This window comes from Streptomyces sp. AMJ-169, assembly GCF_055597585.1.
Window position 1 is genome coordinate 1 of record NZ_JBVLTJ010000005.1, and the last position, 25,967, is coordinate 25,967.

The 25,967-nt window shown below is 70.4% G+C and carries 14 protein-coding genes; 6 read left to right on the forward strand and 8 right to left on the reverse strand.

Going from position 1 to position 25,967, the window contains the following annotated elements; genetic code table 11:
- The first annotated feature begins 136 nt into the window (after positions 1-136).
- From ACYUD3_RS13365 to ACYUD3_RS13390, 6 genes are all read left to right on the forward strand, one after another.
- Positions 137-1,206 (forward strand): IS630 family transposase gene (locus ACYUD3_RS13365; RefSeq protein ID WP_470968541.1). Its coding sequence is split into 2 segments (ribosomal slippage): positions 137-584 and positions 584-1,206, totalling 1,071 coding nucleotides; the frame shifts between segments, so codons are not numbered across the junction.
- 233 nt (positions 1,207-1,439) lie between these two features.
- Complete coding sequence (locus ACYUD3_RS13370; protein WP_470968544.1) at positions 1,440-2,741, forward strand: restriction endonuclease; 1,302 nt, start codon at positions 1,440-1,442, stop codon at positions 2,739-2,741.
- A gap of 257 nt (positions 2,742-2,998) precedes the next feature.
- Positions 2,999-3,601 carry a TetR-like C-terminal domain-containing protein gene (locus ACYUD3_RS13375; RefSeq protein ID WP_470968547.1) on the forward strand — a complete coding sequence of 201 codons (603 nt, stop codon included), beginning with the start codon at positions 2,999-3,001 and terminating at the stop codon, positions 3,599-3,601.
- A 24-nt stretch (positions 3,602-3,625) separates the two neighbouring features.
- On the forward strand, positions 3,626-4,762 hold the full coding sequence (locus ACYUD3_RS13380) for an MAB_1171c family putative transporter (protein WP_470968549.1): 1,137 nt from the start codon (positions 3,626-3,628) through the stop codon (positions 4,760-4,762).
- A 389-nt stretch (positions 4,763-5,151) separates the two neighbouring features.
- Positions 5,152-5,700 (forward strand): helix-turn-helix domain-containing protein, encoded by a 549-nt coding sequence (locus tag ACYUD3_RS13385; RefSeq protein WP_470968552.1) that lies wholly within the window; start codon positions 5,152-5,154, stop codon positions 5,698-5,700.
- A complete protein-coding gene (locus tag ACYUD3_RS13390) occupies positions 5,697-6,227 on the forward strand; it encodes a toxin (protein ID WP_470968554.1) in 531 nt (176 codons plus the stop codon). Before ACYUD3_RS13385 ends, ACYUD3_RS13390 begins: the two co-directional genes overlap by 4 nt.
- A 52-nt stretch (positions 6,228-6,279) precedes the next feature.
- On the opposite strand, the gene ACYUD3_RS13395 is transcribed toward ACYUD3_RS13390, so the two are convergent.
- The 8 genes from ACYUD3_RS13395 to ACYUD3_RS13430 form a co-directional block, all read right to left on the reverse strand.
- Positions 6,280-10,206, reverse strand: a complete 3,927-nt coding sequence (locus ACYUD3_RS13395; protein WP_470968557.1) for an aminotransferase class I/II-fold pyridoxal phosphate-dependent enzyme — start codon at positions 10,204-10,206, stop codon at positions 6,280-6,282.
- Positions 10,207-10,232: 26 nt separating this feature from the next.
- Positions 10,233-11,171, reverse strand: a complete 939-nt coding sequence (locus ACYUD3_RS13400) for an NAD-dependent epimerase/dehydratase family protein (protein ID WP_470968560.1) — start codon at positions 11,169-11,171, stop codon at positions 10,233-10,235.
- A gap of 219 nt (positions 11,172-11,390) precedes the next feature.
- Positions 11,391-11,777 carry a hypothetical protein gene (locus ACYUD3_RS13405; protein WP_470968562.1) on the reverse strand — a complete coding sequence of 129 codons (387 nt, stop codon included), beginning with the start codon at positions 11,775-11,777 and terminating at the stop codon, positions 11,391-11,393.
- Positions 11,778-11,937: 160 nt separating this feature from the next.
- Complete coding sequence (locus tag ACYUD3_RS13410; protein ID WP_470968565.1) at positions 11,938-13,023, reverse strand: LacI family DNA-binding transcriptional regulator; 1,086 nt, start codon at positions 13,021-13,023, stop codon at positions 11,938-11,940.
- 291 nt (positions 13,024-13,314) lie between these two features.
- Positions 13,315-15,621 (reverse strand): beta-galactosidase, encoded by a 2,307-nt coding sequence (locus ACYUD3_RS13415; RefSeq protein WP_470969738.1) that lies wholly within the window; start codon positions 15,619-15,621, stop codon positions 13,315-13,317.
- A 135-nt stretch (positions 15,622-15,756) separates the two neighbouring features.
- A complete protein-coding gene (locus tag ACYUD3_RS13420; RefSeq protein WP_470968568.1) occupies positions 15,757-17,523 on the reverse strand; it encodes a glycoside hydrolase family 35 protein in 1,767 nt (588 codons plus the stop codon).
- Between the two features lie 265 nt (positions 17,524-17,788).
- Positions 17,789-18,310: a hypothetical protein gene (locus tag ACYUD3_RS13425; RefSeq protein WP_470968570.1), complete on the reverse strand. Its 522-nt coding sequence runs from the start codon at positions 18,308-18,310 to the stop codon at positions 17,789-17,791.
- A 3-nt stretch (positions 18,311-18,313) separates the two neighbouring features.
- A complete protein-coding gene (locus ACYUD3_RS13430; protein ID WP_470968573.1) occupies positions 18,314-25,678 on the reverse strand; it encodes a ricin-type beta-trefoil lectin domain protein in 7,365 nt (2,454 codons plus the stop codon).
- Between the last annotated feature and the right edge of the window lie 289 nt (positions 25,679-25,967).

Genomic DNA, 25,967 nt, shown 5'->3' on the forward strand with positions numbered 1-25,967 from the left:
AGCCCGGGGGCCTCGCTCGTTGCGCTTCGCCGACCGTCACCCGATCGGTAGCCAACTCGAAGAAGCTCACTGATCTTTAACTCGTGGTGTTCCGCGGGGTGGTGGCGTTGGCTGTCGGGGCCGGTATGCCGGTCTCGTGCGGTATGCGCAAGGCGGCGGTCTGACGGCTGCGGACCGGGAGCGGCGTGAGCGGGTGCGCGTGGCAGCCGCGGAGTTGTTCGAGCAGGGCCGCACGGACGTGCAGGTGGCGCGGGAGCTGCGGGTGACGCGGATGTCGGTGAACCGGTGGCGGCGGGCCTACGACCGCCGGGGCGTGGCCGGACTGCGCTCGAAGGGGCCGGCCTCGCGGCCGCGGCTGGGTCCGGCGCGGTTCGCCCGGCTGGAGGCGGCCCTTCAGCGGGGGCCGTTGGCGTACGGCTTTGCCGGCCAGCGGTGGACGCTGGCGAGGATCAGGACGCTGATCGGGCGGATGTTCCACATCGGCTGCACCGTGCCGGGCGTGTGGAAACTGCTGCGACGCGACGGCCGGTCGTGCCAGATCCCCGCCCACCGGGTGATCGGGCGGGGCGACGGGGCCGTTGAAGTGTGGAAGAAGGAGGTGTGGCCGCACGTGGAAAGAGGGCGGCGGACCTGGACGCCTGGGTCTGCTTCGAGGACGAGTGCGGCCGGACGATGAGGCCGCCGAAGGCCCGCACCTGGTCCCGGCGTGGCCACACCCCCACGGTCCGGGTGCCCGGCGGGCGGGGCGCCGGACGCATCTCGGTGGCGGGTCTGGTCTGCTACCGGGCCGGCCACCGCTCGCGGTTGCTGTACCGCTTGCACATCTACCGCCGCCGCAAAGGCGAGCAGGCCAGCTTCACCTGGCAGGACTACCACGACTTCCTCGTCCTGGCACACGCCCGGCTCGGCGCCCCGCTCATCCTGATCCGGGACAACCTCAACCGGCACCTGTGTGCCGGGATACAGCAGTTCATCGACACTACCGACCGGCTGACCGTGTTCCAGCTGCCCTCCTACGCACCGGACCTGAACCCGGCCGAAGGCATCTGGTCCCTGCTCAACCGCGGCGTGCTCACCAACCTCGCCGCGGCCGACCTCGACCACCTCACCCGCGTCATCAAACACGGCCTCAAGAAGATCCAGTACCGCCCCCACCTGATCGACGGCTGCCTCACCGAGACCGGCCTGACCCTTTCCCCGCCGTAACTTCACGAGTTCAAACTCAGCAAGCCAAGGATCGTCTTAAAAGAATCGCCAGTCGCCATAGTGCACATCTCGACGGAAGACAGTCCAGATCACGTGACCTTCCTCAACTGTCGACACTCCCCCTGTGAAGACTCCACATCGAAGTGTCAGAGCCTGCGTAAGGCCCCTTCTGGCGCTCATCCCCTCCGCAACATGTGATGATCGCTTCTCCGCCAGTGCTGAGAGGGGCTGTTATGGGGGAGAGTCTGCGCGTCGGGCAGGTTCTGCGCTATGCGAGTGCCAAGGATCCGACCGAGCCTGTGCTCGACGAGTATGCGAACTTCCACTATGTGACGGATTCTCCCGGTCGCAAGATGGCGCTCCTCGAGTCCGGTATCAATGGCATGGCGAAGGTTTCGGCGAGCGGCCGGCAGCGCCGGCCCGCCATCCTGATCCGCTCAAGCCCGTGGAAGGCCGGCAGCGAACAGACTCCGTGGCACGACGTGTTCGACATGGACAACGGTCACGTGCGCTACTTCGGTGACCACAAGGCCAAGCTCACCAAGCTCCCAGGAACGACCGCCGGAAACGCGGCCCTCTTGGACGCTTTTTCAGGACATCAGGCACCGACACGAGAGGAACGAGCCAGCGCAGCCCCTCTGCTGCTGTTCCGCGCCGTGCGACGCAACGGCAAGGTCAAGGGCTTCGTCGAGTTCTGCGGCCTCGGGGTCATAGAACGGGCCGAACGGATCGTTCAATGGGCCGGACACGAGCACACCACGTTCACCAACTATGTGTACGACATTGCCCTGATCGATCTGTCCTTCGAGAACGATCAGGTCGACTGGGACTGGATCACTGCGCGACGCAACCCTGCGTTCTCTGACAAGGAAACCCTGGCCACAGCGCCCCGTGCTTGGCGCGAGTGGGTCGAGCGGGGACACTCCGCTCTGCCACGGGTCCGCCGACGTGTTGCTCGGGCACGTGTCGCAAAGGTGCGTGATCAGCGTCCTGCACCAGGCAGTCGGCAGGACATCGACCTGCGGTTCATCTATGAGCAGTTCGACGGACGCAAACACGATTTCGAGACCGTCGCTTCCGCCGTCGCCGCTCGGGTGCTCAGAGGCTCGGGACACAGCTACCGCGAGGGATGGATCACCCGGCGTTCTGGGGACGGCGGAGCGGATTTCGTCGGGCGTATCGACCTCGGATCAGGACTCGCCGGCACCAGCCTCGTCGTTCTGGGCCAAGCCAAGTGCATACGCACGGACAATCAGGTGTCCGCCGAACAGATCGCACGAGTCGTCGCTCGCCTGCGCCGCGGCTGGATCGGCGTATATGTCACCACTGGATCTTTCTCGGAGCCAGCTCAACTCGAAATGGCGGAAGACCAGTACCCCGTCGTCCTCGTCAACGGGCTTCGTCTGGCTCATGAGTTGCGTGACATGGCCCGGGACGATCACGGTAACGATCTTGACGCTTGCCTGAACCACATCCTCTACACCCGGGGTGTGCCGGTCACCAACCGGCGCCCGGAGGAGATCCTTCTCGAGTGAAGAGTGCTGGTAGGCGGGCATCTCTATGTGCTCGACCGAGAACCAGCCTCCGAACTTGCGGACCATCGTGGACAGGTCGCCGACAACTTTCCGTGTCTGTTTCTCTCCAGCCCGGCTTTCGGAGCCGATAGCGTGCTGGTATGGAATTTTCCGGAACGGGTGGCGTTGGCGGGGGCTCTGGGGAGTTGGCCGTCATCAAGGGTGTCGCGCTTCGGGTGCTCGGGGAAACGGGGGCCGGTGGGCTGACGTTGGGGGCCGTGAGTGAAGGGGGTGGGTGGGGGACGGGGGTGGTCGAGAAGGTGTTTCCTGGTCGGGATGCCTTGCTGACCGCGCTCGTCATCGACGCCTACGACTCCTCCGCCGAGGCCATGGAGCGCGCCGACCGGGACGCCGTGGCGGGCGGAGCCTCCGCTGGGGCGCGGCTGTTGGCCGTCGCCCGGGCGCTGCGGGGCTGGGCGTTCGCCAACTCCCCTGAGTTCACGCTGATTTACGGGTCCCCGGTGCCGGGGTACCACGCCCCGCAGGAGACCGTGCCGCCCGCGTCCCGTACGCCGGGAGTGCTGGCCGGGATCGTCGGCGCCGCGTTGCAGGGGGGCGAACTCACGCCGCCCCGGCGGGTGTTGGCGGGGCCGCCACTGTTGTTGCCGGCCGCCGTCGAGCTGTTCGGCGGGGTGCCGCAGGCGCCGTTCTCGGACGTCGTCGAGCGCGGGATCGTGCTGTGGAGCAGTCTCATCGGGCTGCTGATCTTCCAGGTGTTCAGCCGGACGCACGACAGCGTGAGCGACGAGAGCGTCTTCTTCGACTTCGCCGTGGCGGTGGCCGCGGAGGGGATCGGGCTCGAAGTGCCTTTGGGCGACTAGCAGTTCACGAAACCGGGGGAACACTTGAACAGCGTCAGAACGCTCTGTTTCGCCTTGTCCGCCCTCGCCTCCTACGCGGCGCTCGCCGTGCGGCTGTCCCAACTGCGGCGCAGCTGGCGGGACTCGGCGTACCGGACGCTGGTCGTGACGCTGCTGTTGCAGTGTCTGACCTTCACGATGGGCGCGGTCGCGCTGAGCGGCGACCGGTTCCTGGGTGTGCGGAATCTCGCGATCCTCGTGATGCACGTGTCGGCGGTCGCGTTCTGTGTCGCCGCGCAGATCATCCTGCTGCACTGGGCGGCCGACGACGCCACGACCGTACGCAGGAGCCGGTACTGGCTGGGCACCGGGGTCGCTCTCAACTCCCTTCTCGTGGTGCTGTTTTTCGTCGCGGACGGGCCCGGGCGGGCGGCCGGGGACTTCAACACCGGGAGCGGGCAGCCGCTGGTGCTCACCTATCTGCTGGTGTTCGTCGTCTCGCAGGCCGTGCCTTGTGTGACGATCTACCGGCAGTGCGGGCCGTATGCGCGGATGACGGACAAAGTCTCGCTGCGGCAGGCGTTGCGGATGCTGTCCGTGGCGGCTGTCGTGCTGTTTCTGTACTGCGCCGCGCGGACCGTCAACATCCTTACGGCCGCCGCCGGTTGGGACATCGGGGGCTGGACGGTCGTGCCGTCGCTGTTCAGTGCGCTCGGGATCGTCATCCTGTCGCTGGCCCTCACCCTGCCCTCGTGGGCGCCGGCCGGGGAGCGGCTGTTGCGGTGGGGGCACAACTACCAGGCGTACCGGGCGCTTTATCCGCTGTGGCGGGATCTGTACGAGGCCTCGCCGGACATCGTCCTGGAGCCGCCGGGGGCCGCCGCCGTCAACGATCTCGACTACCGGCTGCATCGGCGGGTCGTCGAAATCCGGGACGGGTGGCGGGACTTGAGGCCCTATATCGAGCGCGGCGGCGTCAACGGGCGGGCGCGGGACGGGGATTCGCAGCAGGCGTTCGCCGAGGCCGGGCGGATCCGGCGGGCACTGGCGGCGAAGCGGGCGGGGACGGCGCCGGACGACAACATGGACGCCGGGGACTTCGCGGACCGGGATACGGACAACTTCGCGGCCGAAGTCGCGTGGCTCACCAAGGTGGCGTCCGCCTACAGTAAGCTCGGTTGAGAGGTCCCGCCCGGTCTGCATCCCCCGTCAGACCGGGCGGGATTCTCGTTTTCACCGCGGGTTCCCCCGCGGCTCCCCTGAGTCGGCCCCGGTGTTTCCCCCGTGGGGCCTTCCTGCTCCAGAGACGCCCCTCGTTCCCCCGTGAGGCCCCTCTTTCTGCCGCTGCCGGTCCGGCGTGGCCCATCCCCCGTGGGCCAAACCGGGCCGTCAGCGCCGTGCAGCCCGCGGTCAACTCGGCCACCCCCGTGGGACCAAGTTAGCTGCCAGCTATCCGACTGGCTTCAACGGTGGCGCAGGGGCGGCCAATTGTCAACTGCCCGCTAATCTGCGAGACTTGGACATAGCCAATGGCTATGTTGTCGGGGAGGTGAGGGGAGGGAGCCTTCGACATGTCCGAGACCGGGGACCACGCCTCCGAGGCCGCTGGGGGGCAACAGGACGACGAGCGGCCCCTGTTGGCCGTCCGCCTGGACAGCCTCTTCAAAACGGTCCGCCCCAAGGGCCGGCACTGGACCAACGCCGAGGTCGCCGAGGAGCTGAAGCGGGCCAGCCCCGAACTCAAGGTCGGCGGCGTCTACTTGTCCCAGCTGAGGACCGGCAAACGCGCCAACCCCTCCCCCGATCTGCTGGCCGCCCTCGCCCGTTTCTTCGGCGTCTCGGTCGCCTACTTCTTCGACGACGAGGTCGCCGAGTCCGTCCGCAGTGAGCTGGCCGCGCTGGAGGCGCTGCGCCAGTCCGGCGTACGCGGGATCGCGATGCGGGCCGCCGGGATGAAGAAGGAGAACCTTCAGGCGATCACGGCGATCATGGATCAGTACCGCCAGTTGCAGGGGCTGCCGCCGGTCACCGAACCGCCGGTGACTGAACTTCCGGTCGCCGAAAGGGCAGTTGACCAACTTCCGCCCGCCGCAAGGCCGTTCAGAGGCCGGTCGGAGTGAAGGGGGCCCAGGAGCGTCGTACGCAGCTCAAGAAGCTGCGTAAGGACGGGGCGCGGCGGATCGCGGAGCTGGGGTTGCCGCAGGTGGCCGATGTGGCCGAACTGTGCGCGCACTTGGGGCGGGTGCGGGGGCGGCCGATCCTGCTGATCCCGCTCCAGATGCCCGCCAGCCACCCCTGCGGGATGTGGGTCGCCGCGCGCGACGAGGACCTGATCTTCTACGACGCCAACACGGCCAGCACCCATCAGGAGCACATCATCTTGCATGAGCTGGGCCATATCATCTGCTGCCATCGCGGGGCCGGGTCGCTGGACGAGGAGAGTGCGCGGCTCCTCTTCCCCAACCTCGACCCCGCCCTCGTACGGGACATGCTGCTGCGTGCGACCTACGACGATGTGCAGGAGCAAGAGGCGGAGATCATCGCCTACTTGCTCGCGCAGCGGGTGGGTACGGGGACCCCGGCGTCCGCACCCGCCGACGCCGGGCAAGGGGCTCTGCTCAGCCGGATAGAACGCACGCTGATCTGAAGTGGCCTCGCCTGCACGGGAGTTACCTCAACTGGCCTTATCCGTACGGGAGTTACTCCGCCACTGCCGTCACTTCCTCCGTCAGTACCGACACCGCCCGCCGGATGTCCCCCTCCTCGTGCTCGCTGGTCACGAAGAAGCGCAGCCGTGCCTGCCCCTCCTCCACCGCCGGATGGAAGATCGGGTCGGCGATGATGCCGCGCGCGTGCAGCCGGTCCGCGACGCGCAGGGTGCGTGCCGAGTCGCCGAGGACGCAGGGCACGATCGGGGTGTGCGCGCTGGAGCCGGTCGGGAGCCCCGCCGCGCCGGCGAGCGAGCGGAAAAGTTCGGCGTTGCGCCTCAACTGCCCTACCCGCGCTGGGGTGATGAGTTCGCTCGCCGCGAGCGCCGCCGCCGCGTTCGCCGGGGTGAGGCCGACGCTGTACACGAACCCGGGCAGCGTGTGCCGCAGCCAGCGGACCGTACGCGCCGACCCGCCCAAGTACCCGCCGCAGCTGGCGAACGCCTTCGACAGGGTCCCCATCCACAGGTCCACGCCCGCGCGTTCGGCGCCGTAGAACTCGCCGACGCCGCGCCCGCCGTCGCCGACCGTGCCGATGCTGTGCGCCTCGTCGACGAGCAGCAACGCCCCGTACCTCTTCTTGAGTTGGATGACGGCCGGCAGGTCGACGAGGTCGCCGTCCATGCTGTAGGCGCCCTCCACGGCGATCAGGACGCGCCGGAAGCGGGAGCGGTTCAGGCGCAGCAGGTGCTCCAGCCGGCCCATGTCGTTGTGCGCGAAGGGGCGGCGGGCGGCGCCGGAGAGGGCGCAGCCCTGGAGGATGCTGTCGTGCGCGAGCGCGTCGTGCAGGATCAGGTCGCCGGCGCCGACGACGTGCCCGATCGCGGTGACGTTGGTGGCGTGCCCGCTGACCAGCGCCAGGCAGTCCGCGACGCCGAGGAACGCGGCGAGTGTCTGCTCCAGCCGTACGGTGAGGTCGCGTTCGCCGGAGAGCATGCGGCTCGCGGAGACCGAGGTGCCGTACCGCTCGACCGCCGCGTGCACGGCCGCGTTGACCTCCGGACTGCCGGACAGGCCAAGGTAGTTGTAGCTGCCGAAGGAGAGGTATGTGCGGTCGCCGATGCGGGTTGTCGCGCGGGGGGTGCCCTGGTGGACGCGGAAGTAGGGGAATTCCGCGCCGGTTTGGGTGATCGCTTGCAATCGGCTTTCGAACAGGCGGACTTCGGGGAAGTCGTCGGGGGCGGCGGTCTCGGGGGACCAGTCGGGCTGGTCCGGCAACTGGACTGTGGGCGGCGGGAGTTGGCCTGCGTCCGGTCCGAGGTGCGGTGCGACGAGAGTGACCAGCCGGGCCAGCGTCAGTTCCGGGTCGAACATCTCCTCCGTGCGGAAACCCGGTATCCGGCGGCCGATGTTCGTCTCCAGTTCCTGGAGCATCAGGGAGTCGAATCCGAGGTCGGTCGCCAGGGTCATCCGCCGGTCGAGGCCGGCGAGGGGGAAGACGCTGGTGCGGGAGACTTCTTCGAGTACGAGGGTTTCGGCGCTGTTGTCCGGAACGGGGGGCTCGGTGTCGTGCGGTACTTGGCTCTCGGTGCTGTCCGGTGCGGTCGGTTTGGGTGTGGGTGTCTCGCGTCGGTTCGGGTCCACCACCCAGTGGTGGCGGGGTGAGAGCGGGCTGGGTGGCAGGGTGCAGGGAGGTTTTCGTTCGGCGGGTGGGAGCAGGTCGGCGTCGGTGACGGCTCGGCGCGCCAACTCATGGAGATCGACGCCGTGTTCGGGGCCTGTGCCGTGTTCGGCGGGCAGGGGTACGGTCGTCCCGGCGCGTACGGTTCCGCTGTACACCCCGGGTGCCAGTTCGCCGGTCCGGCCTGCCGCCAACTCCCTTGCGGCGAGGCGGAGTCGGGATACGGCGTCGTCCGCCTCCGCCACCACCGCCAGTCGTTCGGGCAGTACCGTGCGTCGGGCCAGGGTGTCCGCGACCGTGTCCAGCGGTGGCCGGTCCTCGGTGAGTACCTGGGCCAACTCCTCGGCGTACCTGGCCAGTCCGGTCGTGTCGCGGGCGGTGAGCAGGAGGAGTTGGGGGGTGGGGGTGGGGCTGGGGGGTGTGTCGCCGGGGCTCTCCACGATCATGTGGACGCCGGTGCCGCCGAAGCCGAAGGAGCTGATGGCGGCGCGGTGGGGGTGGTCGGTGGTGGGCCAGGGGGTCGGGGTGGTGGGGACGGTGAGGTGGGCCGCTTCCAGGGCGGGGGTGTCGTTGAGGGGGAACTCCGGTTGGGGTGGGATGAGTTGGCGGTGGACGGCGAGGGCGGTCTTGATGAGGCCGGCCATTCCGGCGGCGCCGAGGAGGTGGCCTACGACGGCTTTTACGGAGCCCAGGTAGGCGGGTTCGGTCTGGGGGGCGGCGAAGTTGCTGTCGCCGTTCCGGAGTTGGCCGAACTCGCGGGCGTCTCGCCGGAGTTTGCTCTGTTCTCCCCGGGGTTCGCTGAACTTGCCTTCGGCTCGTCGGAGTTCGGCCCGCTCTCCCTGGAGTTCGCCGAACCCGCCCTTGCCTCCTCGGAGTTCGCCCTGATCTTCCCGAGGTTCGCCAGACTCGCCGTCGTCTTCCTGGAGTTCGCTGAACTCGCCCTTCCCGCCCCGTAGTTCCCCCAGCGCGCCGAGTTCGACGCCGTCTCCGACTGTCGTCCCCGTGCCGTGCGCCTCTATGTAATCCACCGCGCCCGGCGGCAACCCGGCGTCCCGGTAAGCGCGTCGCATGGCCCGTACCTGGCCTGCCGCCTGGGGCTCCATCCCGCCGGGTACGGTTCCGTCGTTCGCGGTGCCGACGCCCCGGATCACCGCGTAGATGCGGTCACCGGCTGCGCGGGCGTCGGCGAGGGGGCGTAGGACGACGAGTGCCGCGCCCTCGCCGAGGACGAAACCGTCGGCCTCCGCGCCGAAGGGCAGGCAGCGGCCGGTTCGGGAGACCGCGCCGATGCGGGAGAGGCCGATCAACAGGTCGGGTGCCAGGACGAGTTGGGCGCCGCCGGCGATGGCGATGCGGCAGCGGCCCGCGCGCAGGGCGTGCACGGCGTTGGCGACGGCCAGGAGTCCACCGGAGCAGGCCGCGTCCAGGGCGTAGCTCTCGCCGTGCAGATCGAGGACCGAACTGACCGTGTTCGGGCCCATGTTGAGCAGCAGCCCGGCGACCGAGGTCCCGTTGAGACGGTCGACCGCGCGGACGGAGTCGGCTAAGTCCTCGCGGGCCAGGGGCTTTCCGGACCCGCCGACGGCCGGGGCCTTCCCGAACTCGCGTCCCGCTTCGGGCTCTCCGAACGCATCGCCGACCAGGTCCCTCTCGAACTCACCGCCCGCCAGGGGTTCTTGGGACGCGCTGCCGGCCAAAGGCTTTCCGGACCCGCCGTCCACCGAAGCCCTCCCGGACCCCCCGCCCGCTATACCCTCGCCGAACTCGCCGCCCGCCAGGGACTCTTGGAACGCACCGCCAGCCGACGGCCTCCCGAACTCCCCGCCCCCCAAAGGCCTCCCGAACTCACCCTCCGCCAACTGCCGCAACCGGATATGCATAGTGCTGAGTTCCCGATACCCGCTCTCGCTGAGCGACGTGATGACCGCTGTCTCCTCGCGGTCGAAACCGCCCACCTCCCAGCCGGCGTCCTGAACTGCCTCTCGGGCCAGGTCGATGAGGAGCCGGCCCTGTGGGTCCATCGCGCGGGCCCGGCGGGGCGGGATGCCGTAGTGGGCGGCGTCGAAGTCGCCCACGCCGTCCAGCAGGGCCATGCGGTCGGTGTAGGCGGCGGCCGTGTCGCGGAAGTCGTCGCTGTGGAAGGCCGCGCCCCAGCGGGTGGCCGGCACCGCGCCGAACTGCGGGCTCGGGGCGGTCAACAGCCGCCAGTACGCGTTGAGATCACGGGCCCCCGGAAAACGGCAGGCCATTCCTACGATCGCGACGTCGTCCCGCCGCGCTCCCCCGGTTTTCTTCATGTGCTGTGTTTCCCCCGTTCCTTCGGCTATGCGGTGGCAGACCTCGCCCGCCACCAGTCCACGGTCGCCTTGACCTGCTCCTGGAGCTCAGTGGCCCGGACGGCGAACGCGGTTTCGTACTTGCTCGTGTCGACCACGAAGGGGCGGTCGAACTGGTAGCGGACCTCCTTGAGTTCACGCAGCAGCGGCGAGAGCAGCCCGGCGGCGCTCAGCAGCGGCGCGGGCAGGCCACGTACGGAGACGGGCGCGGTGCCGGCTTCAGTTGCGAGGCGGTTGACCATCTCCCGTACGGACAAAGGAGGTTGGGTGGGTACGTGCCATGCCTGTCCCAACGCCCGTTCGTCTCCCGCCACTTCGACGAGGGCGGCAGCCACGTCGGGGAGGTAGGTCCAGCTGTGCGGGGCGTCGGGGTCGCCGAGGGTGGAGACCGGTTTGCCGCGCAGCAGCGCCGGCATGACGCGGGCGGCGAGGTGGCCGCCGTCGGTGACGCCGGGGCCGACGAAGTCCGAGGCCCTGACCTCGGTCGCCTTGATCCGCCCCGCGTCGTGCAGGGCTTTTGTGCGCTCCCAGATCCCGGCCCGTACCCGGCCCTTGGTCCCGGTCGCCGCGAGCGGCAGGTCCTCGGTGAGGGGGCCGGCCACGGGACCGTACGCGTAGAGGTTTCCGAGCAGCACCAGTACGGCGCCGGTGGACTCGATCGCGGTGTGCAACGCGCTTGTCAGGGGCGGCAGTTCGGCCGCCCAGCGGTGGTACGGCGGGGCCGCGCACTGGTAGACGGCGACCGCGTCGCGCACGGCGTCCGTCAGCCGTGCGCTGTCCGACGCGTCCAGGGCGAGGTGCTCGATCCCTGGTTCGGCAGCTCGGCCCGACTTGGTGATGACCCGTACCGGATGGCCCTTTTCGGCCAGCAGCCGGGCGGTGGCCGCCCCGGCGGGGCCGAAACCCAAAACGACATGAACGCTCACGCGCGCACAGTAGCGCGGACATCCCGCGTTCATGTGGCAGGTGCAAATCAAGCGGAGGGGGAGGGGTTCGTTTTCGGCCAGGGTGGGGGGTCCCTGGGCCGGGGGCTCATGCCTACGACCATGGCGGGGGCGGCGCGCGGGCCCCGGACCCGGCCCCCCGCAACGGCCGGAATCACCGCCCCCGGGAACGCCGGGTCACCGGCTCCCGGAACTCCGGAATCACCGCCCCTGGAACCAGGACTCCAGTCCGCTGGCCCGTGCGATCGCCTCCACCTCGCGGCGCAGCCGCTCCCGTTCGGCCGTGTCCGCCACGTTCTCCACATCCTCCAAGTCGTCCGAAGGCAGTTCGCCCATCTGGGCGAGGTCGGCCGCGGTGGGGACCAGCAGGTCCAGGAGGAGGCGCAGCTTCTCGCCGAACTCCGGGGTGAACAGCTCCTGTTCGCGTGGGGAGAGGGAGACGTCGACGTCCGTGGTGCGCTCCTCCATCGCCTGGTCGGTGGCCTCCAGGATGCGCAGCATCAGGGTGAAGGACTCCGGGTCGAGGGTGGCGCGGAGTTCGGCGAGACAGCGGAAGAAGCGTCGGCTGGACTCGGGGAGGGAGGTCATGGGGGTCATCGTCCCGGATGCGCGGGAGATTTCCTGGGCGTTCGGGGTGATCCGCTCCTTTTCCTCACACGGGCGAGTGGCCCTCGGTCACGGTGAGTTGAGGCGCACCGCCAGGAACACCGGTCAGCTCGGCGTCAGTCGGCGCCCCCCGCGCCCGGTCTCAGGCAGACCCCTTCCCCCCGCGACACCCCGCCGTACTCGCCCGCACGATCAGCTCCACCGGGATCACCGACGGGGGCGTCGGTGGGGTGGGGCCCGTTTCGATGCGGTGGAGGAGGGTGTGGAGGGAGCGGGTGCCGATCTCCTGGAAGTCGGTGCGGATCGTGGTGAGCGGGGGGAGGTAGTGGGCGGCCTCGGGGACGTCGTCGTAGCCCACGACGCTGACGTCGTCCGGGACCCGGCGGCCCGCCTCGTGCAGGGCGCGCAGGATGCCCAGCGCCATCTGGTCGTTGGACGCGAAGACGGCCGTGACCTGCGGGTTCTCCGCGAGGCGGCGGCCCAGCGCGTAGCCGGAGTCCGCGCTCCAGTCGCCCACCAGCGGCTCGGGGACGGGGGCGCCCGCCGCTCTCAGGGCCTCCTCCCAGCTCTCGGCGCGGCGGATCGCGGAGGTCCAGCCGGTGGGGCCCGCGACGTGGTGGACGGTGGGGTGGCCGAGGGCGAGGAGGTGTTCGGTGGCCTTGCGGCCGCCCGTGTACGCGTCGGCGGTGATCATCGGGGTGCCGTCGCCGAGGTCGTTGTCCATGACGACCAGGGGGACGTCGAGGTGCGCCTCCGCCAGCGCGTCCGCGACCCACAGCTGGGGGGCGATCGCGATCATGCCGTCCGCGCCTTCCGCCGAGAGCCGGTCGACGGCCTGGACGACCGTGTCGGGGTCGGCGGTGTCGAGGGCGATCGCGCTGACGAGGTAACCGGCCTTCTGCGCCGCGGTGTTGACCGCGGTGAGGGTGGAGGCGGGGCCGTAGCGGGCGGCGTCGAAGGAGATCACGCCGAGCATGCGGGTGCGGCCGCTGGCCAGGGAGCGGGCGCTGCGGCTGGGGCGATAGCCGAGGGTGCGCATCGCGGTGCGGACGGCTTCGCGGGTCTCGGCGCGGACGGCGGGGTGTTCGTTGAGCACCCGGGAGACGGTCTGCTTGCTGACCCCCGCGAGCCGGGCCACGTCCTCCATGACGGGCCGCGCCCCGGCGAAGTTCCGCCGACTGCGCCCGCCGCCTCTCGACACCGGCTCCTTGGCAGCGCCTCTCGTCATGCTGGCTAGCTTCTTCCCTCGTCCTCACCCCGTCCACCACCGCACACGGCCGCCTCCGGAGCCGCCGCCTTGAGCCGGCCGACGGAATCACAGGATAGGCCGGGGGTGAGGAGGAGGGGGGAGGGTGGGGTTGGGGGTGCGGGGGCGAGGGCGGCGGCGCTGGGGTGGGGTGGGGGGCGAGAGGCCTGTGGGGGGGGCGCCAGCCCGCCGCGCGCCCCCTGTACGACAGACCTCCCCCCTCGCCGAGACAGCGGAGGCAGCCTTGCCCGCACGCCCCCTGAACAGCGCCCCTCAGACCACCCTCACCTCACCCCCCACCCCCCACTCCACCCCCCGCAACTCCGCCACCTCAGCCCCCACCGCCCCCTCCGGCAGATACACCCCCACCCCCGGCGCCGCCGCCAATATCCGGATCGTCAGCCGCTCCCCCGCCCCCAGCCGGTCCGTGCCGATCTCCCAGGGGCGCCCCGAGTAGAACTGGTCGGCGATCAAGCGGTCGCCGGCGTAGGCGCGGGCCGCGTCGCCCGTCCAGTGCAGGCGGAGGATGCCCGGCATGGTCGGCGGGACGTCGATCGCGTATACGGCGGCCGACGTGTCGTACCAGTGGTCCGCCGGAGCGCTCGCCCGGCCCAGGGCGCCCCGCTCGGGAACCGGCGCCGGGCCCGCCGCGCGGAGCAGGTGGGCCGTGGGGGCGGGCTGATCCGAGGGCGGCGGGCGGAAGGTGTACCTGGTCAGAGCGCCGTCCCGCGACTCGGCCGCGCCCTCCGGAGGCCCGTCCAGCGGCGGGTGGACCGCCAACGACGCCGGCCCCGGCGTACGGGCATGCAGCCGCACCTCCCCCCGATGCTCGTCGAAGACCACCCCCTCCTCCGACAGCACGAGCCGCTCGGCCCCCCGCACCCTCCCCTTGTAGACGGTCCGAGCGGCCCCGGCGTCCAGGATCAAAACGTCCGCCGCCCCTGTCCCGATCCAGGCACCCGTCCCGGGCCGGACACCCGTGATGAGGACGACGCCGTCGGCGCCCGCCGTCGCCTCGGCGCCCTCGGGAAGCTTCAGCAAGTCCACGTCCCGCAGGGCGAGTTCGACCGGCACTCCCTCAACGGCGGCCAGCACCAGGACCGTTCGGCCTCCGGAGTCCACCGAACAGACCGGCTGGGCCGTCGCCCACTCGATCCGCAGCCCGCCCCACTCCAGCCGCAACGGCCAGCAGAAATAGGCCCCTTGAGGGACGGTGACCGGAGTGCTCGGGACGGTGAGGGAGTCGCCGTCGGGGAAATCGACGGTGAACCTGGTACCCGGGTGGTCCGGCAACTGCCCGTGCGGCTGGTGGTTGTTGACGAACAGGAAGCCGGAGACGGCGTCGGTGCGGACGGCCCAGCGGAGGGTGCCGAGGTCGTGCTGGCCGGCCGGGGCCTGTTCGGGGAGAACCGAGTCCATCGGCGCGAGCCGTTCGCCGAACTCGGCCAACAGCAGGTGCTGGAGGCGGAGTTCGTCGTACGAGGGGCGGTACTGGCCGTACTCGCCGAGCGGCGCCTGGAAGTCGTAGGTCAGGGCGGGGAGGTCGTTGGGGTAGCCGGTGGCGTGGGACTCCTGGAGGGCGGGGCGGGGGTTGGTGCCGCCGTGGAACATGTAGTAGCCCTGCCAGACGGAGCCGCAGCCGATCTTCGTGAGCCCGAGCGCCCCGACGTCGGCGGCGTCGACGCGCGGCCTGCGGTGGTACGACACCGCCATGCCGCCGCCCAACTCGCAGGTGGCCCAGGGGAATCGGGCCGCGTACACGGCCGCGTCGACGCCCCGCACCTCCGTCGGGCGCAGGTCGGCGCCGATGCCCTCGTCGTCGCGCTGGTGGGTGAAGAAGAAGTGCTTGCGGCAGGTGTCGGGCCAGCCGCCGTCGGCCTCGGTCCAGAAGGTCTCGGGGTAGCCGCCGTACAGCGGGACGAGTTCGTCGCCGGGGAGCTGGACGCCGCCCCACGCGGTGGAGGTCCACAACGGCGCGCTGAGCCCCGCCTGTTGGGCCATCCGCTTGAGGGTGAGGAGGTGGCCGGGCTGGTCGTACAGCTCGTTCTCGATCTGGATCGCGACGATCGGGCCGCCCGACTCCCGCCCGAGGCCCGCGAGTTGCTCCGCGACGGCCTCGAACCAGGGGCGTACGACGGCCAGATACGCGGGGTCGTCGGTGCGGGCGGCGGTGACGCGGGTGAACACCCAGTCGGGCAGGCCGCCGTTGCGCACCTCCGCGTGGGACCAGGGGCCGATGCGGGGGATGAAGTCGAGGCCGTGGCGGGCGCAGAGTTCGGCGAACCGGCGCAGGTCGAGGTCGCCGTCGAAGCGGGGGACGGCCTCGGTCTCCTGGTGGTGGATCCAGATGACGTAGGAGGCGACGGCGGTGATGCCGGCCGCCTTCATCTTCAGCAGTTCCTCCTCCCAACTCCCGTTCGGGTAGCGGGAGTAGTGGAACTCGCCGGAGACCGGGAACCAGGGGCGGCCCGCGCGGGTGAGCCAGCGGGAGGTGATGCCGACGGGGTCGGGGACGCCGGGGGCGTCGGTGAAGGGGAGGTGGTGGGTGAGGGGTGGGGCGGGGGGCGGGGGGACGCGCAGCCGGTGCTGTGCCGGCTCACGGGCCGGGCCCGCTTGCGGTGCTGCCGGACATGCCTGTGCCGCCGCCGGAGCCGTTTCCGCCGCTGCCGTAGCCGCTTGTGCCGCCGGGCGTTCGGTCGCTGAACTCACTTGGTTTCACTGCCCCTTCGGGCCCAGGTCGGGCGTGTCGGTGAGGTGGGCGCGGGGGGTGGTGGTGGCCTGGAGTTCGAGGACGGTCAGGGTGTTGGTGCCGGGGCGCAGGACGGGGGCGGGGACGTAGAGGGTCTGCTGGGGGCCGCGGTTCCAGTAGCGGCCGAGGAAGAAGCCGTTGATCCAGGCCTGGCCCTTGGTCCAGCCGGGCAGCGAGAGGAAGGTGTCGGCGGGGGTCGCCACCTCGAACTCGCCGCGGTGGAAGGCGGGTTCGGTGCAGTGGGGGGTGTCGGCCTTCGTGAAGAGGGCCGGGGTGAGGGGGGCGTCGAGGGGCAGCGGGCGGCACTCCCAGCCGTGCAGGGGGGTGCCGTTGAAGGTGACGGGGCCGAGGATGCCCTTGGGGGCGCCGATGCGGGGGCCGTAGTTGACGCGGCCCATGTTCTCGACGAGGACTTCCAACGTGGCGCCGGCGCGGGGGACTTGGAGGGGGAGGGTGGTCTGGCGGTGCTCGCTCTCCAGGACGCCGGCGGGGGCGCCGTCGACGTACAGCTGGGCGCGGTCGCCCACTCCGCCGGTGAAGTGCAGGAGCCCGCGCCCGTCGGCCGGCAGCGTCGTGCGGTACAGGACGTATCCGGCCCGCAGGTCCAATTCATCGGCGGTGACCGGGTGTTCGGAGCGTACGGTGCGGCCGGAGAGTTCGGACACGTACGGCAGGAGGGGGGCGCGGTCGGTCAACTCGACTTCGGTGGGCGGGAGTTTGGGGGACGACGGGGCGGGGAGTTCGGCGGGGACCTGGGTGTGCCGGGCGATGACCTCGCGGAAGGCGTGGTACTTGGGGCTGGGGTCGCCGCTCTCGGTGAGGGGGGCGTCGTAGTCGTAGGAGGTGACGGTCGGGGCGTAGGTGTGGTGGTGGTTGGCGCCGTTGGTGAAGCCGAAGTTGGTGCCGCCGTGGAACATGTAGATGTTGACGGAGGCGCCGGCCGCGAGGAGCCGGTCCAGGTCGGCGGCGGCGTCCTCGGCGCTGCGGGTGTGGTGCGGGCCGCCCCAGTGGTCGAACCAGCCGATCCAGAACTCGGCGCACATCAGGGGGCCTTCGGGCTGGTGGGCGCGCAGGGTCGCCAGGGCGGTGTCGATCTTCCCGCCGAAGGTGCCGGTCGCCAGCACCCCCGGGAGGCCGCCCGCCGTGAGGTGCTCGGGGTTCACCTGGTCGCAGGTGAACAGCAGTTCCTCCACGCCGCGCGCGCGGAAGCTCTCGGCGAGGTGCTTGAGGTAGGCGGTGTCGTCGCCGTACGCGCCGTACTCGTTCTCGACCTGGACGGCGATGACGGGGCCGCCGTTCGCCGCCATGTGCGGCAGCAGCGGGGGCAGCAGCAGGTCCAGGTAGCGGTCGATGATCGCGGTGAACTTCGGGTCGCTGCTGCGGAGTTGTACGTCCGGGTCGGTGGTGAGCCAGTGCGGGAGGCCGCCGCCGTCCCACTCCGCGCAGATGTAGGGGCCCGGCCGCAGCAGCACTTTCAGCCCCTCCTCCTGCGCCAGCCGCAGAAACCTCGGCAGCTCCAGCAGGCCGTCCATGTCCAGCGTGTCCGGGTCGGGCTGGTGCAGGTTCCAAGGGACGTACGTCTCCACGGTGTTGAGCCCCATCAGGCGCGCCTTGCGCAGGCGGTCCGTCCACTGGTCGGGGTGGACGCGGAAGTAGTGCAGGGCGCCGGAGATGATCCGGAAGGGGGCGCCGTCGAGGAGGAAGGAGGTGGGGGTGGTGGTCAGGGCGGGCATGAGGGGCCTTTCGGGGGCTTGGGGCCGAGGGGTGCGGCTCGGCTCCGGACGCGCGGGAGCGCTCCCGTAGGGTGGGCGGAAGAGGGGTGGGGTGGGGATTCACTTGTTCCGACGCTTGGCGATGTTACCGGTAACATTGGGGGCGTCAACAGATGTGTGGCGGGGGTTTCTGTGAGGGGTGCCGGCAACGGAAGAACGCCGGCCGAAAGATGCTTCGGCCGGCGTTCCCCGGAGTGACTCGCCTGTGTCCCCGTACGCGGTGGGTTCAGATCTCCTCGGACCTCAGGTCCCACGGAAGCCGCTCTCCCACCGCCGCCTGCACCGCGCGCAGCCGGTCCAGGTCCTCCTCGATGAGCATGAGCGTCTCGAAGGCGTAGGCGGCGCCGGCGGCGGACTCGCCCTGGACCACCTCCGCGTACAGGACCCACAGGCCTTGCCGCTCGGCCTCGGCGCAGGCCTCGGCGACGGGAGTGCCCGCGTCCACGGCCGGGCCGGCGATCCGCAGCAGCCAGCCCAGGGTCTCCCGGCGGGAGGGCTCGGACAACGGGCCGAGCAGGGCCGCGAAGGCGACCGGGACGAAGGCCTCCGTCACCGGCAGCAAGCCGTCGGCGGGGGTCATGACGTGACCGTGCAGCGAGGTGGCGAACGCGTCGCCGCCCGCGTGCCCCGCGTCGAGCGTCGTCAGCTCCCTGATCAGGGCCGGGAGGTGCGCGGCGCGCTCACCGCAGCCGCACTCCAGCAGGGCCCAGTCGGGCTTCGCCAGCTCGATCTCGAAGAGAGTCGTCATCTCTCAGTCTCCCCACGGCCCGCCGGGCTCGCCTTGGATTCCGGGCACGAAGTTGGCCTCACGGTCGGGATAGTCCGCCTGGCATCGGACACAGACCTTCTTCAGGACGGCCGACCAGTTGCGTTCGCTGTCACGCGCCAACGTATACGCATTGGTGAAGATCACTTCGTCCGGGTTCCCGCCCAGGGCCAGCAGCGCGTTGCCCTCGGCGCAGTATCCGCCGCCGGAGGAGGCGCACACGGTGTCCCCGGTGCGGGTGTTGACCGCGCCGACGTAGGTACGGGTCCTGGTGCGGGCGCTGGCGCCGAGCACCGCGTACGTCGGGACGCGTGCCTCGACCTCGGCCAGCCGGTCGTCGAGGTTCCAGCTCGCCGGGGCCCGGTCCACGTCGACCAGCGGGGGCCGGTCACCGGCCTCGCCCCGTGAACTGGGCACCCCGCCGGAGCCGCCGCCCCCGGACTTTCCGGAGCCCCCGCCCCCGCTCGACCCGCCGCTGCCGCGCGAGGACCCCCCGGACGTACCGCCCGGCTTCGAGCCCCCGCTCTTCCCGCCACCGCTGCCTGCGGCCTTGACCGTCGAGACCTTGGGCGCGGCTTTGGCCTGGGCCTGTTTCTGCACCGCGTTGCCGGTCTTCTTCGCCCGTGCCGCAGCCGCGTCGGCGGTGCGTTTCGCCTGTTCCGCCGCCTTTTTCTTGGCCCGTTGAGCTGCTTCCTTCTTCGCTCTCTCGATCGCCGCTTTCTTGGCCCGCAGCGCGGCCGCCTCCGCCGCCTTCGCCGCTTTCAGGACCGCCTCGGCAGCGCGTTTCGCGGCCTTGAAGGACTCGATCGCCTTGATCGTGCGGTTGACGGCCTTCAGGACGGACGGGATCTTGCCGAGCTTCGTCCAGGGGATCGCGTCGAGGATGATGCTGCCGCAGGACCACATGTCGCCGCCGAAGCAGGCGAGGGCGTCGTTGATGCCGATGAAGTCCTTCAGGGTCTCCCAGGCGACCGCGAGGACGACGGACGACAGCGACTTGCCCATCGTCGACTGGGCCTGGGCGACCTGGGCCGCCGAGAGTCCCGCGCCCGCCAGCGCCGCCGCCCGCTCCGACGCGGTCAGGCTGATCGCCAGGCCCGTCGGGTCGGACATGGTCACGGGGTTGTTGTGGGCGTAGGAGTAACCGTTTGTCTGGAGGACGTCGTTGAGGTCCAGGACCGGGTCGGCGGAGAGGAAGCGGCCCACGACGGGGTCGTACAGGCGCGCTCCCAGCGGCTGGTAGCCCGAGGCGTCGTCGCGGGTCGCACCCAGGAACCCGGTGTGGGACTGGAAGTTGACGCCCACCGTGCCCGCGCCGCGCTGGTTGCCGTACGGGTCCTGTTTGCGGATGCGGACGGACATCGTGCCGCTCATCGCGACCTCGGCGTAGGTGCTGCCCTGGTGGTCGCCCGCCAGGGCCACCAGGCGGTCCCCGCCGGTGCCGTACGCGTAGCGCATGACGGCGCCGCCAGGCACCGAGTACGTGCGCTGGGTGTTGATCAGCGCGCCGCCCGCGGCGACCGTGACCTCCGTGTCGCCGAGGTAGAGGGTCGCCTGCTTGCCCTTGACCGCCAGCAGGCGTTCGCCGGCGGGGCCGTAGATGTAGCGGGTGTCGTTCTGCGGGGCCCAGCGCTGTTCGGGCTTCGCCGCGTCGCAGGCCGCGAGGACGACCGGGGTGGAGTTCGCCGGGTTCGCGTCCTTCACGGCGACGCACCAGCTCCCGAAGGCGAGTTGGCCCGACGCCGTCCGCTTCAGTTCCTGCGCGGCCGTGCCGTTGCACTTCGCGATGCCGACGGGGGTGCCGGCGGCGGCGGTCGCCGTCGGCTGGACGCACCAGTCGTCGTACACCCGCAGCGTGCCCTTGTCCGCGTCCGTGCCGGGAGCGGCGGCGAAACGCCAGCTCTGGGGCTCGGAGCCGTTGCAGGGGTAGAGCTGGAGCGGCTGGCCGGACACCGCCGAACCGCTGGTCAGGTCGAGGCACTTGTCCGCCAGGCCGACGTACGGGGTTCTGCCGCCCGCCCCTTGGCCGGTGATGCGCTCGATCTTGCCGTCGTACGTCCAGGACAGCTCCTGCTGGTCGCCGGTCTGGACGGACGTGACCGACTTGGTCTCGCCGGTGAGTTCGTACAGCCGCTGCGCCTCCGCCTTGACCTGCGTGCCCTGCGGGGTCGTGGAGGTCTTCGCCACCTGGGTCAGCGTGTGCGGCTGGCTGCCGTCGGCCTTTCCGTAGGCGTACGACGTCGTGGCGTCCTTCGCCGCGTCGCCTTGCAGGTTCTTCTCGGTGAGCTTGGTGCGGTTGCCGACGAGGTCGTACTCGTACTCCTGCCAGTAGCCCGAACCGTCCTTGCCCGCCGTGACGTCGAGGGTGCCGTCGGTGTTCTTCGGGGACGTGCAGGCCGTCTGCTTTCCTGCTGTCCAGGCCGACTTGAGCTGGCCCAGCGGGTCGTAGGCGAAGCACTGGCGCTCGGCGATGCCGGTCGAGTGCTCCTGGATCGCGGTGACGTTGCCCGAAGGGTCGTAGGTGTACGACCGTTTGGAGACGAGGTTGCCCCCCACGACGGACTTGTCCCCGTCGTTCTCCCGGTACACGGACTGGTCGACCAGTTCGCCGCTGGACTCGTCGTACGTCGACTGGGTCCAGACCCGGTACGGCTGCGCGCCCAGTGTCGAGCGCAGGACCTGGCCGTAGGCGTCGTAGACGGTCTCGGCGCCGTACCAGTCCTTGCCGGAGACAGAGAGGGGCTTGCCGTCCTTGTTGTAGCGGACGACGAGCTTCTCGGCGTCGAAGCGGCCCGCCTTGGGGAGGGTCGCCTCCTCCAGCGCGCCGGTGTCGGTGTACGCGTAGCCGTAGGTGTACGAAGTGTCCAGGCCCCAGGCGTCCTTGAGGGACTGCGGGAGGGTCAGGGTGGTCGAGGTCGGCTGGTAGTCCTTGGTGTAGCCGTCGACCCTCTGCTTGTACGCCTCGCCGTCCGTGTAACGCGTCGCCTCGTACGGCATGCCCTTGCCGCCGGGTGCCTTGTCGTACTCGAAGGCCGCCAGCAGCTTGCCCGTCGCCGAGTCCAGGCGCTGTTCGGTGGGGCGGGAGAGGAGGTCGTAGCCGTTCCAGACCGTGGCGCGTGCGGTGCTGGTGGTCAGGGCGCGGTCGCGGTGGTCGTACGTCGTGCTCGTCGTGCCGGTGTCCGGGTCGGTGGCGGTGAGCTGCCGGCCTCGGTGGTCGTAGGTCCAGCTCCACAGGTGCGCGGTAGCCGCGGACGAGGTCGCCTTCTCCAGCCGGCCGTGGGCGTCGTAGCCGTAGCGCATGGACGTGAAGCCGCCCGGCGCCTCGGGGTTGAAGGTGTCGACGCGGGCCGTGCGGCCCAACGCGTCCGTGTACACACGGTAGTCGGAGGTGCCGGCCGGGTTGACGACCTTCGACCAGTCCTGCCCGTACTCGTACCGGGTCGCCCGCTCGGGGACCGGCCGCGAGGAGGTCTCCCCGGTCAGCGGGTCGAGGACCTTCAGGACCGGGGTCTCGGTCAGCACGCGGCCGAGGCCGTCGTAGGTGTAGCGGGTGATGTTGGGTACGGCGGTGTCGGCGACCGGGGTGAACAGCCGGCCCGGCGCCGCCTCGTGGGTGAGGTAGGCGTTGTTGGTCTGCCAGACCTCGCCGGAGCTGTTGTAAAGGGTGTCGGTGATCAAGTGGCCGCCGCCGTCGGCCTGTTCCTGCGTCTGGCGCTCACGGCCGAGGCCGTCGTAGAGGGTGACGGACGTCTCGATGCGGCCCTCGTTGCCGCGGGCCTGCGTGGTGACGTACGGGGGTGCGCGGTCGGGGTTGTCGGCGTCGTACTGGGGGATCGTGTAGATCGCCCTGAAGTCCGGGACCGCCGAGGAGGACGGGGTGCGGCCCGCCGCCCAGGCCTCGGAGAGGCGGCCCAGGGGGTCGTACTTCGCCTCGCTGACAAGGTTGTTGGCGTCGGTGGTCCGCAGGCTGACCGAGCGGCCGGGTTCCAGTTCCTGGATCTGGCGGTGTCCTGCCGCGTTGGTCTCGGTGACCGTGAAGACCTGGCCGGTGGGCGGGTCGTAGCTGATGGCGGACGGGTTGTTGTCCGGGTCGACGCGCTTGGTGACGCGGCCGACGGCGTCGAACTCGGTGCGGCCGTCGGTCTGGAAGCCGGTGCCGGTGCCGTTCAGGGACCAGGTCTGGGTGGCCTCGCCGAGGGTGCCGGCGCCGAGCGGGTCGTCGTAGCCCTTGCCGTCGTACGCGGTGCGGGCCGCGCCGCTCAGGGTGGTCAGCTTGGTGAAGTCGGCCGCCGCGCAGGTGGTCGGGGAGACCAGGACCTGCTTGCTGAGGCCGATGAGGTTCTTCGCGCTCTGGTGGACGTACTCCAGCTTGGTGCAGGACTCGTCGCCGGTCTTTGCGGTGTCGCCGAGGGATTCGACCTGCGTGGGCAGGCCGTACGCCGGCTCGTACGTGGTCGTCGATCTGACGGTCCGCTGGGTGCGGGTGTCGTCACCGGTGCCGGAGGAGCGGGTGTACGCGAACTCCTCGGGTTCGGTGACCCGCCATGCCCGCAAGGGACTCAGCCCGTCGTCGCGGTCGCGTCTCGCGAGTTCCGTCGCCTCGGGGACGGTCACCGAGCGTGACAGCCAGTCGGTGTCGGCGTCGCCCGCGTTCGTGTAGGTCAGCTCTTCGGCGATACGGCCCGCGAACGGCTCGCGGTCCTTGGCTATCTCGGCGCCGGCGATGTCCTTGACGGGGACGTCGTCGCCCATGCCGCGGAAGAAGCGGGTCACGGCCTTGGAGCGTTTGGCGCCGGTCGAGTCCTCGTCGGCGCCGGTGAGGACGGTGGTCTGCTCGAAGCCCGCGAACTGCGAATAGGTGCGCGTGGACTTCTTGGTGAACTCGGCCTCGGCGAGCCGCCAGCCGGCGTTCTTGTACCTGTACTCCGTGCGGGTCGCGAACGCCCCGTCCACGTTGGGGAGTTCCTCGACGGTGTCGACGACGTACTTGTGGAACCAGTCGATGTCCTCGACCTCTGGGTCGGGGTTCCAGTAAGCCGGGTAGCACAGCCGCGTGTTGGCCTTCAGCGCGGCGGTGTCCTTCTTGCCGGGCAGGCCCGCGCCGGTGCGGCAGGCGGCCTCGGGGTCCTTGTAGCGGACGACGGTCTCGCCGCCGTACTCGTTGATGACGCGGGCGATACGCAGCCGGGAGAAGCCGGGGCGGTTGTCGCTCTTCACCCGGTTCGGCATGTCCTCGGCGTTGGGCTCGAAGCGGACCGCGTTGAGGGCGACGCTCGCGCCGGCCGGGTCGTAGCCGGTGCGCCGGACGGACTCCAGCCACAGGGCGGTGTTCGGACCGGTGCGCAGGACGGGGAAGTTGGAGGTGAGAGCGTAGCTGTCGACCTTCTGCCGCGCCGGGTCGCCCGCGATGCGCCGGGTCTCGGTGGTGATGGTCGTCAGCCGCTTGCGGGACCAGAAGGAGGGGCCCGCGTTCCAGCACATCTTGCCGGACTGGCAGCGCAGGTCGGCCGGAGTGTCGTACCAGCTGCGGTACTTGCCCGGGTCCTTGTCCTTGAAGTTGTCCTCGGTGCACTTCAGGTCGGCGGTGTCCAGGCAGCGTTCGGCGACCGTGAACGAGATCCTCGACGGGGCCGGGGTGTCGAGGACACTGCCGGCGGCGTCCTTGCGCTGGCCGTACTCGATGTGGTCGAGCCAGCCGCCGCGGTCGTAGACCACCGGCGCCTTGAAGTCGAAGTTCCGTGCGTAGTGGTTCTGTTCGGTCTTCCACCACAGGGACATGGCATTGCCGTGGAGGTCCTCGACGTAGTCGAGGTTCCAGCGCCAGCCCTGCGTGCAGCCGGAGTTCTTCCACTCGGACTGATAGCAGTCCTCGCCGGGGTGGTTGCCGTAGACCGGGACCGTCAGCACCGAGTCGGTGACCGGCTTGCCGCCGGCCCAGCCCGGCAGCTTGTGCTTGCCGAAGTGGTACTTGGTCCCGTCACGGGTGGTGACGATCCAGTACTCGCCCTTGTAGGCGCCGTTGCCGGTGCTGTCGTCGCGGATCCGCTGGACGACCGACCCGTCGCCGTTCGCCGTCGTCCACTTGCCGCCCGCCCACACCAGTTCGGTCGTCGTGCCGCCCAGCGAGAGCGTCGCGTTGTCCGAGCCCCAGCACAGGTCGGCCGTGCGGTGCGTCTTGTTGTTCGAGCCCGCCTTCTTGGAGTCCTCGCGGCAGCCGGCATAGGTACGGGTGATCGAGCCGGGGTTGTAGTCCCAGCCGTCGCCGATCCAGGAGGCCTGGTTGTTGCTCGCGGAGGTGCGGCCGTCGACCGACTGGGAGGAGTAGCTGAGGTTCACCTTCGGCGTCAAGCCGCCTGCGGATTCGGGTACTTGGACCTGATAGGCGTAGGTGAAGGCGCCGGAGGAGGAGCCGGCGGACCAGGAGCCGGCGGAGAGGAGGGGGGTGGCGGTGTAGTCGCCGGAGGCGGAGGAGCCGGTGTCCAGGGCGCCGACCACCTGGGGGGCGGAGGCGTTCAGGGCGGGGAGGACGGAAGCGGCCTGTACGGCATCCGCGCCGCCGTCCGCCTTCCTCGCCGACGCCGGCTGCGGAGCCGTCCCCGGCTCCGGGTTCCCGCCGAGCAGTTCGCCGACCGGCACCGCACCCGACAGGATCCTCCGGTTCGTCGCCTTCCGTGCGGCGGTCGTCCGGGTGGGTGCCTGCGCCATCGGTACCAACTCGACGGAGCTGGACAGCCGTTCGGCGCCCTGCTCCCCCTTGCCGGCCATCGTCGTCGTGCCCTCGGCCGCGCAGTCGCCGGTGCCGGGGGCGTCCAGGACACAGTCGGGCAGCAGCATCAGGCCGAAGCGGTCGGCGGCCTGGGGACCGTAGAGGTCGGCGAAGGCGGTGGTGTCGACGGCGAGGGCGACCTGGGCGGCGGGGTCGGCGGCGGCCGGTGGGGTGACCCGCATGATGAGGCCGGAGACGCCCGCGTCCTGTGAGGTCGCCGGCGGTGCGAGGTCGACTTTCCAGTCACCGGCGAGGGCGGCCGGATCGGTGCCCTCGGGGACACCGACGGCGATCGGCAGGTCGTCCACGGGGACGGTCGTACCGGGCGCGGTGTCCTTGGTGAGGGTCGCCGTGCCGGAGTCCTCCGTCCAGGGGGTGACGGCGCTCGGCGCGTACGGGCTGACCGGGATCTCGGGGGCGGTGGTGAGTCTCTTCTCCGCCTCCTCGTCGCCGCCGACCGCGGTGTTCTCGGGGAGTTCGGGCAGGGCGACGGCGCGGGTCAGACCGGGCGCGGGCACGGCGAACGCGTCGGCGCCGAGGCTCGTCACCGTCAGCGCCGAGGACAGCAGAAGGACGGTCGCCACGCGGCCGAGCCGCCGGCGCCGCCGAAGACCTTGCGGCCATGGACCTTGAGCACGCATTCGCGTCGACTCCACCCAGACATGCGGAACAACAGAGGCGGACGGCACCTTCTGACATGAACCACACAGGAAGCAAGGTCCTCGAAACGGACGGGGAACCTCCTTTTGAGATGTCCATCACAAGCCAAATCGACGTATAGACACTGATAGTCGGCCGGAAGAGGGATGGTCAAGCCCGCACCAAGCCTCCATCACGGATTTATAAAATTTTCATACATGGACGAACTGTGAG

Excerpts from the sequence above, each read along its gene's own strand:
- ACYUD3_RS13370 (WP_470968544.1), top strand. The coding sequence starts at position 1,440 with ATGGGGGAGAGTCTGCGCGTCGGGCAGGTTCTGCGCTATGCGAGTGCC.
- ACYUD3_RS13385 (WP_470968552.1), top strand. The coding sequence starts at position 5,152 with ATGTCCGAGACCGGGGACCACGCCTCCGAGGCCGCTGGGGGGCAACAG.
- ACYUD3_RS13395 (WP_470968557.1), bottom strand. The coding sequence starts at position 10,206 with ATGAAGAAAACCGGGGGAGCGCGGCGGGACGACGTCGCGATCGTAGGA.
- ACYUD3_RS13405 (WP_470968562.1), bottom strand. The coding sequence starts at position 11,777 with ATGACCTCCCTCCCCGAGTCCAGCCGACGCTTCTTCCGCTGTCTCGCC.
- ACYUD3_RS13410 (WP_470968565.1), bottom strand. The coding sequence starts at position 13,023 with ATGACGAGAGGCGCTGCCAAGGAGCCGGTGTCGAGAGGCGGCGGGCGC.
- ACYUD3_RS13420 (WP_470968568.1), bottom strand. The coding sequence starts at position 17,523 with ATGCCCGCCCTGACCACCACCCCCACCTCCTTCCTCCTCGACGGCGCC.
- ACYUD3_RS13425 (WP_470968570.1), bottom strand. The coding sequence starts at position 18,310 with ATGACGACTCTCTTCGAGATCGAGCTGGCGAAGCCCGACTGGGCCCTG.